This window comes from Arthrobacter sp. SO3, assembly GCF_020532825.1.
Taxonomy (GTDB): domain Bacteria; phylum Actinomycetota; class Actinomycetes; order Actinomycetales; family Micrococcaceae; genus Arthrobacter.
The window spans coordinates 1-9,197 of record NZ_MQTS01000037.1; the positions used below are offsets into that span (position 1 = coordinate 1).

Annotated in this window: 9 protein-coding genes; 2 read left to right on the forward strand and 7 right to left on the reverse strand. The window is 67.7% G+C overall.

The window, feature by feature from the left end:
* The 4 genes from BJQ90_RS04235 to BJQ90_RS04250 form a co-directional block, all read right to left on the reverse strand.
* The coding region (locus tag BJQ90_RS04235; protein WP_226759062.1) for a DUF2071 domain-containing protein at nucleotides 1–467 on the reverse strand (467 nt) is incomplete at its 3' end.
* Nucleotides 468–536: 69 nt separating this feature from the next.
* Nucleotides 537–926, reverse strand: coding sequence for a DUF1622 domain-containing protein (locus BJQ90_RS04240; RefSeq protein ID WP_226759063.1), 390 nt, complete (start codon nucleotides 924–926; stop codon nucleotides 537–539).
* Between the two features lie 47 nt (nucleotides 927–973).
* Entirely contained in the window at nucleotides 974–1,906 is a 933-nt protein-coding gene (locus tag BJQ90_RS04245; RefSeq protein WP_226759064.1) for an SDR family oxidoreductase, read from the reverse strand.
* A gap of 47 nt (nucleotides 1,907–1,953) precedes the next feature.
* Complete coding sequence (locus tag BJQ90_RS04250; RefSeq protein ID WP_226759065.1) at nucleotides 1,954–2,856, reverse strand: MSMEG_6728 family protein; 903 nt, start codon at nucleotides 2,854–2,856, stop codon at nucleotides 1,954–1,956.
* A 215-nt stretch (nucleotides 2,857–3,071) separates the two neighbouring features.
* On the opposite strand from BJQ90_RS04250, the gene BJQ90_RS04255 reads away from it, so the two are divergent.
* Entirely contained in the window at nucleotides 3,072–3,599 is a 528-nt protein-coding gene (locus tag BJQ90_RS04255) for a hypothetical protein (protein WP_226759070.1), read from the forward strand.
* A 143-nt stretch (nucleotides 3,600–3,742) separates the two neighbouring features.
* Here BJQ90_RS04255 and BJQ90_RS04260 read toward each other — a convergent pair whose 3' ends face one another.
* Together BJQ90_RS04260 and BJQ90_RS04265 are read right to left on the reverse strand one after the other, a co-directional pair.
* Entirely contained in the window at nucleotides 3,743–4,435 is a 693-nt protein-coding gene (locus BJQ90_RS04260; protein WP_226759066.1) for a transglycosylase family protein, read from the reverse strand.
* A 261-nt stretch (nucleotides 4,436–4,696) separates the two neighbouring features.
* Nucleotides 4,697–7,333, reverse strand: a complete 2,637-nt coding sequence (locus BJQ90_RS04265; protein ID WP_226759067.1) for an excinuclease ABC subunit UvrA — start codon at nucleotides 7,331–7,333, stop codon at nucleotides 4,697–4,699.
* A gap of 48 nt (nucleotides 7,334–7,381) precedes the next feature.
* Here BJQ90_RS04265 and BJQ90_RS04270 point away from each other — a divergent pair, with 48 nt between their 5' ends.
* A complete protein-coding gene (locus BJQ90_RS04270; RefSeq protein ID WP_226759068.1) occupies nucleotides 7,382–8,473 on the forward strand; it encodes an adenosine deaminase in 1,092 nt (363 codons plus the stop codon).
* Nucleotides 8,474–8,549: 76 nt separating this feature from the next.
* On the opposite strand, the gene BJQ90_RS04275 is transcribed toward BJQ90_RS04270, so the two are convergent.
* Complete coding sequence (locus BJQ90_RS04275; protein ID WP_226759069.1) at nucleotides 8,550–8,948, reverse strand: helix-turn-helix transcriptional regulator; 399 nt, start codon at nucleotides 8,946–8,948, stop codon at nucleotides 8,550–8,552.
* Between the last annotated feature and the right edge of the window lie 249 nt (nucleotides 8,949–9,197).

The following is a 9,197-nucleotide window of genomic DNA, read 5'->3' on the forward strand; positions in this document are numbered from 1 at the left end:
GCCCGGGGGAGCGCAAGACCTGCCGGCCCTGCCGGCCCCGCCAGAACGGCGCCAGCCGAAGAGTCCAAGGCCCCCACACCGCGGAAACCGGCCCGCGACCACACATACGGAATCCCGGCCGCCCGCGCGGCAAGCACCACAGCCAAACGCGTCGCATCCAGGCTGAGGAAAACCACGCCCCGCGTGCCGTCCGGCTCCCGGGAGTAGAGGCGCACGTTGATCTCGTTGAAGCTCCCGAAATAGGGGATGCCGGGTCCGCGGCCCAGGCCTGCGCCCTGCATACGGAATCCGATCAGCCCCACCCAGGCGGATCCGTCGAAGGTGTCCGGCACCACGCCCGGAGGCATGAACGGTGCTGCGACGGTCTCCGGGATACGCCAGTGCAGGAAGACGGCATCCGTCCACCGCTGATCCATGATGATCGGCGCCGGAAGTTCAGGGGCACTTGGCCAGGGATCAAAACCCATCAGTCGGCATCCGCCGCGGAGTCAGTCATGCCCCGAGCCTAACCGGAGTCTGCGACACCCGGAAGCGATTCAGCCCGCAGGTGAGACGGCCGCGGAGCTTGCTGGTTGCTTCTGCCAGGGCCAGCGGCCGGTAATTTCGAGTTCGAGCGAGAAGCTCAGGAAGGTCCGGATCAGCACAATGATGGCGAGCACGCCGACACTTTCGAAGGTCGGGGTGACGGCGACGGTCCGGATGATGTCTGCCGCGACCAGGAGCTCCAGCCCGAGCAGGATGGAGCGGCCCAGCAATTGCCGGTACGAGCGGTACACGGACAGCGGTTCGGCCCCTTCCGGGAGACGCTGTGGCTGGTAGCCGCGGATTGCCATCGGGACGGACACGACGGCGCCGATCACCATAACGGCCACGCCGGCGATGTCCATGTAGCTGCCGACCGCTTCAATAATGTGCTGAAAATCCATTGTTCCCCTCACTGGAAACTTGCAGGTTGTTCTCTGGAACAGCAACCTCAGGGGTGCCGTACGCCCGCTCCAGCGAGGATGGCCCGGTAGCCTTCCCGGAAGCTCGGGTAGGTGAACTCGAATCCGGTGCTGCGCAGCAGTGCGTTGCTGCAGCGTTTGTTGCCGCCGCGGGATGGCTCGCCGGTCTTCGGGCCGCCGCCGCTCTGCGTGCCGCCGGCTGGTGCGACGCTGCCTGCCTGCGTGCCGTCTTCAGCCGCTTCCGACGGCGGCAGGGGAAGTCCCAGCTCGGCGGCCAGGAAGCGCAGCACCTCGCCCATCTCGGCAGGCTCGTTGTCCACGCCCAGATACACCGGCGCCGGGACGGCATTCATCGTGCAGAGGTGGACAATCGCAGCGGCGGCATCGTCCCGGTGGATCCGGTTCGTGAACCGTGACGTTGCCGGAATCATCGCGGATCCACCGCGGACCTGGTCAATGAGCCGGGTCCGCCCGGGGCCGTAAATGCCGCCGAGCCGCAGCACCACCGGCGTGATACCGGTGCCGCTCAGCCGGCGGGAGAGAAGCTCTTCCGCCTCGCGGATGATGCGGCCTGAGAACCCGCCGGGCTCCGGCGTCGTGCGTTCATCAATCCAGTCCCCGCCGGCGTCGCCGTAGACGGCGGTCGAGGAGACAAACAGCACCCGCCGGACGGGCGCGCCAGAACCGAGGACGGCGTCCAAAACATTGGAGAGTCCGTCCACGTAGGCCGCCCGGTAGGCAGCCTCTGTGGGGGAGTCGGCCGCGATCGCGACGACGACGGCGGTGGTGTCCGCCGGGAGGGGCGGAAGTTCACCGGAGCTCAGGTCAGCCGCGGCACCTTCGATGGCGGCCGGAAGCTTCTCCGGAGAGCGCCGCCAGCCCACCACCCGGTGTCCCGCGGCGGCGAACCGCAGTCCGCTCTCGGTGCCCAGATCGCCGCAACCGGCCATAAGTACAGTCATGGTGGCCAGTCTGCCAGTTTTCGACGGCCTGGGCCGCCGAATCCGGGCTACCGCGCCGGGATCGGGAAGAAGACCCGCGGATCCTGCAGCAGCGCCGGGTAATCGAAGGATGAGCGGTCCAGGATCTCGTCGACCTGGAAGTTGCGCGCGAGGCGGCCATCGACAGTGATCGGACGCCCCAGGACCTTGCCTACGGCGAAGGACGCGCCGTCGTCGAACGGGACCGCAACGATCGAGTTGCCGGGAAGAGTGTTGAACGCTTCCTCCTGCTGCTGGCGTTTGCGGGTGGGCTTCTTGACGAGCTGCTTCGGCGGGAGTTTGCGCACCTTCGCCGGCCGGCGGGCGCCGGAGTCCGCGTACACAAACTGGTAGTCGTCGTCGCTGGCCGCGGCGGCTTTCGCCTTGCCCACGAGGGGCAGGCTGACCTTGTCCAGTTTTTCCGGATCGGTCTCGTCGAGCGGCAGGCGGAGGACCCACATTCGGTCGCCGGAAGGATCCTCCGGCACCAGCTCAAGCTTGGGCTCGGGCCAGACATACTCCAGGTCAAGCTCCGTGTCCGGGAACAGGTCCGTGTAGAACCGCGGGTCCTTGGCGATCAGCCGGGAGCGGTGGCTCAGGTGAAGTTCAGGGGCTCCCAGCCACGGCGGCATCGGGATCTTCGCGGCATAGTCGGGGTGCGCGGCCTGGGGCGCGAATTCCATGATCTTCTCGCGGGTGGTGTCCTCGCCGCCCCGGGCCGTCCATTCGTCGACTACGGTCAGGCCGTAAAGGGTCAGCGCCGGAACGTACCCCATCCACATCCGGATGGCCGGGTGCGACTGCCAGCCGTACTCCGGGATCACCAGCGCGCGGAGGGTCTGCAGCGCTTCAACGCGCTGCTTGCCGAGCCGCTGGCGGTCAAGAACCGCGGCGCTCTGCTGGAAATCGGGGAAGGGGAGAAAAGTCTGCATCTCTCCAGTTTGAGGCCACGAAGCCAATGCGCCAATTGCGGGCGGCCGCGGGTGAGCGTGTTCACATTTCGGAACGGGACAGACAACCCTCAGCTTCGGCGAGTAAACTAGCACAAACCGCCCCTGCCGCCCGGAAGACACGCCTCATGTCGACGAATTCAGTAATCACAGCCCGGGCGGACCTTGCGCCCGCAAACCTCCCCAAATACGGGCAAATGCTGAGCCCCGAAGCGAACGGGATTCTTGTCCTGGAGGAGTTCACCATCGATCCGGCGGCTGCCCGCAAGGAACAGCACGGGTTCCGGACGGCGCTTGCCAACGTGGCGCTGACCATGCGGCGCATCCTGGCGCTCCGGCTCTTCATCGCCGTCATCGCGATCGCCAATCTTCCCTTGTTTCTGCTCTCCAGCGGCTGGGAGATCTACGCCGTCTCCCTGACCCTCGTGGTAGCAGTACACGCCGCCGTGTCCTGGCTGAACCGCCATGAACCCAAGATCCGCCAGCGGGGGCTGCTTGAACTTCACCTCCACCGCGAAAAGAGCGCCAATTACCGCAAGGTCCGCGACGCCGTGAAGTACGTCATCGACGCCCCGGCCCGGATGAACGAGAACCTCTACCTTGAGCTGCTCGCGGCCAAACGGGTCGCCCTGCACCTCGCCATGGGCACCGTGGCCCTGCTGGACACCAGTGACGACACCGCCTGGAAAGTGCGGATTGTCCGCGAGATTCCGCGGGGCACGTAAGTCCGGGCGGTCACAGCTCCCGTAAGACGGCACGAAACCGAGCACACAGACGGCATGACACAGCACGACGCCGGAGGGTCCCCGCAAGGGAACGCTCCGGCGTCGTGGTTTAGCCAATGCTGCCGAGGGAGGCCCGGCGCAGGTCAGGCCGGGAGCTGCAGCACCTGGCCCGGGAAAACCAGGTCAGGGTTGCTGATGGTCCCGGCGTTGGCGTCGGCCAGCATTTGCCAGCCGCCGGCGATGTTGAGCTTCTCAGCGACCTTGCTCAAGGTGTCGCCGCTCTGGATGGTGTAGCTCTGGCCGCTCAGGGGGACGGCCGCCACGTGGCGTGCCGGGGCGGCAGCCTTGGGCGCGACTGCTTTGGGGGCCACGGCCTTGGGTGCGGCTGCCTTGGGGGCGGCGTACCGGACCGGCGCCTTGGCTGCCGGGGCCGGAACCGCAGCGGCTTGCACCGGCGTGCTCTGCGGAGCTATTGCACCGCCGGTCAGGCCCAGACTCGCGGCGCAGGACGGCCACGCTCCCCAGCCCTGGCTGGCCTGCACCCTCTCGGCCACGGCAATCTGCTGCTCGCGGCTGGCGCTGGCGGCAGAGCCTGTTCCGCCATAGGCGGCCCAGGTGCTCGGGGTGAACTGCAGCCCGCCCGCAAAACCGTTTCCTGAATTGATGCCCCAGTTGCCGCTGCTTTCGCACTGGGCGAGGGAATCCCAGACGGAACCGGCTGTGGCGGCCGGGACAGCTGCGTTGGCAGCCGAGGCGGACAATGCGACGCCGGCGATCGAGACGGCCGCAAAAGTGACTCCGCGGCGCGCGACAGTGCTGTAAGTGGATTTCTTCATGGGACTGATGCTCCTGAGGGCCACCGGTGCTCGGTCCGTCCCCGGACGTTGTCGCACTACTGCCCGCCCCTGACAATAGAGGTCGTTGCGGTGTCTACCGGTCGGGCAGTATGTGGTGGTGGCAGCACCGGGCATTCGTACCCTTGTCAGGGCACGGACTCTATGCTAGGCCACGCCCCGGCCGTGATCAAGACGTTATTATCAGTAAAATCGTTTTATCTGCGGCATTGTCAGTCGGATTGTCCCGCAGGCCACGGCGGCTCAGCCGCCGAGGACCGTGGCCAGATACGGCGCCGTCCGGCTCTTTTTGGACCGGGCGACGACGGCGGGCGTCCCCACCGCGATGATCTTGCCGCCGGCGTCACCGCCGGCAGGACCCAGATCGATCACCCAATCGGCGGCCGCCACCACGTCCATCTCGTGCTCCACCACGATCACGGTATTGCCGGCGTCGACCAGCCGGTGCAGTTGCGCCATCAGGAGTTGGACGTCGGCCGGGTGCAGGCCGGTGGTGGGCTCGTCCAGCAGGTAGAGCGTGTGCCCGCGCTGGGCGCGCTGCAGTTCCGTGGCGAGCTTGATGCGCTGGGCTTCGCCGCCGGAGAGCTCGGTGGCTGGCTGGCCCAGCCGCAGGTAGCCCAGGCCCACCTCGCGGAGGGTCTGCAGGCTGCGCGCGGCGGCGGGGACCGCGTCCAGGAACTCGGCGGCGGCGTTGACCGTCATGCCGAGGACCTGGGCAACGTTCTTGCCGCGGTAGGTGACCTCGAGGGTTTCCGGGTTGTAGCGCGAACCGTGGCATTCCGGGCAGGGTCCGTAGCTCCCGGGCAGGAACAGCAGTTCGACGGCGACGAAGCCCTCGCCCTGGCAGGTCTCGCAGCGTCCGCCGGCGACGTTGAAGGAGAACCGGCCCGCGCCGAAGCCGCGGGCACGGGCCTCCTCCGTCGCCGCGAATTCCTTGCGGACGGCGTCGAACAGTCCGGTGTAGGTGGCGAGGTTGGAGCGCGGGGTGCGGCCGATCGGTTTCTGGTCCACCTTCACGAGCCGGTCCAGCTGGTCCAGCCCGGTGACCGGGCCAACACTGAGCGGACCGGCGGACTCGTCGGCCGCGGACTCCAGGTCCTCGGTGGCTTTCGCCGCGGCGTCGGCTTCGGGATGCAGTCGGGCCCCCACGACCTCGGCGAGAACCTGGCTGACAAGGGTCGACTTGCCGGAGCCGGAGACGCCGGTGACCGCGGTCAGCACGCCGAGCGGGAAGTCGGCGTCGAGTTCGCGCAGATTGTGGCGGCTGATATCGCGCAGCTCCAGCCAGCCGGCAGCTTCCCGCCGGGCCGCTTGTCCGCCGGCGGCCTCCCGACGGGCAGCCTCCCGGCGGGCGCCGCCCGCGGAGGAACCGGCGTCGTCCGCATGTCCGGCGACCGCCGCTGAACCTGACCCGTCCGGGAACAGGAACGGCCGGGTGACGGACTCTTCCACCTCGGCGAGCCCGGCGACGGGGCCGCTGTAGAGCACCTCGCCGCCGCCTTCGCCGGCGCGCGGGCCGACGTCGACCAGCCAGTCCGCGTGGCGGACGATGTCCATGTTGTGCTCCACAACGAAGACGGAGTTGCCGGAGGACTTGAGCTGGTCCAGGACCTCGAGGAGGGGTTCGGCGTCGGCCGGGTGCAGGCCGGCGGAGGGCTCGTCCAGCACGTAGATCACGCCGAAGAGGCCGGAGCGGAGCTGGGTGGCGATCCGCAGCCGCTGCATCTCGCCGGGGGAGAGCGTGGGGGTGGACCGGCCCAGCGCGAGGTAGCCCAGGCCGAGATCCAGCAGCACGGTGACCCGTTGCAGCAGGTCCCGGGTGATGGCGACGGCCACCTCGTTGCTCTCGCCGGAGCTCTGTTTGCGCGACGCGGTGCCGGCGGTCTTCAGCTCGGTGGTGGGGCGGATGATCCCGGCCAGTTCCGTCATGGGGACGGCGTTGAGTTCCGCGATGGTGCGGCCGGCGAACGTCACGGCGAGGGCGGCCGGGGTCAGGCCGCTGCCGGCGCAGACCGGGCACGGCCCGGTTTCCATGTAGCGCAGCACCCGGTCGCGCATGGTGTTGCTCTTGGAGTCGGCGAGGGTGTGCAGCACGTAGCTCTTGGCGCTCCAGAAACGGCCCTTGTACGGTTTTGCGACCCGGTCGCGCTGGGGCGTCACCTCCACCACGGGCTGTTCCTCGGTGAAGAGGATCCAGTCGCGGTCCTTCTTGGGCAGCTTCCGCCAGGGGGTATCCACGTCGTGGCCCAGCTGGGTGAGGATGTCGCGCAGGTTCTTGCCCTGCCAGGCGCCGGGCCATGCGGCGATCGCGCCGTCGCGGACGCTCAGCGAGGTGTCCGGGACCAGCGAGGACTCGGTGACGGTGTGCGCGATGCCGAGGCCATGGCACTCCGGGCAGGCGCCGGCGGCGGTGTTGGGCGAGAATGCGTCCGAATCGAGCGGGCTCGCGCCGTCGGGGTAGCTGCCGGCGCGGGAGAAAAGCATCCGCAGCGAATTGGACAGTGTGGTGACCGTGCCGACGGTCGACCGGGAACTGGGCGTCCCGCGGCGCTGCTGCAGCGCGACGGCGGGCGGCAGCCCGGTGATCATCTCCACCTTCGGGTTGTGGCCCTGCTGGATCAGCCGCCGGGCGTAGGGCGCCACGGACTCGAAGTAGCGGCGCTGGGCCTCCGCGTAGATGGTCCCGAAGGCCAGCGAGGACTTGCCGGAACCGGAAACGCCGGTGAAGGCGACGATCGCGTCGCGGGGCACGTCGACGTCCACGTTCCGGAGGTTGTTTTCCTGGGCACCGCGCACCCGGACGAAGCCGTCCGTGGGATGGTCGGCGTCCAGCCCTGGGAGGGGGACGGAAAGATTGGAAGCATGCTGAGTACTGTGCATCCAATCGACTCTATCGGTGTCTGCTGCCCGCGGGCATATCCTTACCGAATGGAAACTAACGACGGCGTCGCTGCCACCGGGGACGCTGCACCGGACAACGCAGAAACGTCCACCCCTGAGATTCCCGCCTTCGCCGAGGTTCCCGAGGAAGTTCATGGTCCGCTGCCGGTCGCTGAACTCCATCTGCACATCGAGGGAACCCTCGAGCCCGAGCTGATCTTCGCCCTGGCCGAACGCAACGGCATCCAGTTGCCGTACGCGGACCTGGACGAGTTGCGCTCCCGCTACGAGTTCACCGACCTGCAGTCGTTCCTGGACCTCTACTACGCCAACATGGCCGTGCTGCGGACGGAGCAGGACTTTGCGGACATGACCCGGGCGTACCTGTCCCGGGCTGCGCTCGCCGGCGTCCGGCATGCCGAGATCATGCTGGACCCGCAGGCGCACCTGTCCCGGGGGGTGGCCCTGGAGACCTGCGTGAACGGCGTGGCGTCGGTGCTGGCCGTATCGGAGCAGGAGTTCGGGATCTCCACCCTGCTCATCGCCGCGTTCCTGCGGGACCTGTCCGAGGACTCCGCGCTTGAGGTGCTGGAGCAGCTGCTCGCCATGAACGCACAGATCGCGGGCATCGGCCTCGACTCGGCCGAGGTGGGCCACCCGCCGGCGAAGTTCCAGCGGCTCTTCTCCCGGGCGAAGGACGCCGGGCTGCACCGGATCGCGCACGCGGGCGAGGAGGGCCCGCCGTCGTACATCATTGACGCGCTGGACCTCCTGGCCGTGGAACGGATCGATCACGGCATCCGCTGCATGGAGGATCCCGAATTGGTGGAACGGCTGGTGCACGCACTCACACCGCTGACCGTGTGCCCGCTGTCCAACGTCCGGCTCCGCGCGGTGGACACGCTGGCGGAGCACCCGCTCCCGGCCATGCTCGCGGCCGGGTTGAACGTCAGCGTGAACTCCGATGATCCGGCGTATTTCGGCGGGTACGTGGACGACAACTTTGCGCAGCTGAAATCGGTGATCGGGCTGTCCGAGTTCGATTGCGTGCGGATGGCGGCGAACTCGATCCGCTCCTCCTTCGCGAGCGAGGAACGCAAGACGGAGATGCTGGCCGAACTCGCCTCGTCCGGCCACTAACCCACCCCAGTTGCCCTATCCCTCCTGGTTGCCAAAACCGGCGGATGGGAACCAAAACTGACAGGGCAACGCGGGGTCACATCCGTCCCGTCCCGAGGTCGGGGACCTCCTTTGGTGGCACCGCTTCGGCTGAAGGCGCGACGTTCGAGAAGAGGCCGATCAGGCCGTCGATCTCCCAAGATGCGGTTGCTGGGTGACGGAAGTGCTGGTGGGGTTGGATGGCATAACGGGTTCGTCGTCCGGCCCGGATGCGGTGAAGGTATCCTCCCTCTTCGAGATCCTTGAGGATCTGGAAGGTTGAGCGCGGTGTGATGCCGACCCTCGCGGCGATGTCGGCGATGCGGACTTGAGGGTCTGCGGCCACCGACAGCAGCACGTGCCCGTGGTTCGTCAGAAAGGTCCACGTGGGACGTGCGGGTGCCGGGGGAACCGGGGGTTCCGAGCCCTTTTCCGGACCCGGCGGGGCGGCTGTCATGGGTTTTCCTTACTGACGTTTCCGACTAGCGGTTCAGCGGCGCTGTCGCGCCGTGGTGGGAGAAAGTTGGGTGTACCTCCCGTATAGCTTCTGGCATGGGGCGGGTGTGGGAGCGGATCATGGAGGTGTCTGTCACGGTTGACGCCGGTTCAACCTTGGTGCTGCAGCAGAGCCTGCTGGTTAGCGTGGCGCGGAGGACTTCCACGGGAACCGTGGATTGTTGCCCTGGAGCACGAGTGTTAGATTCCT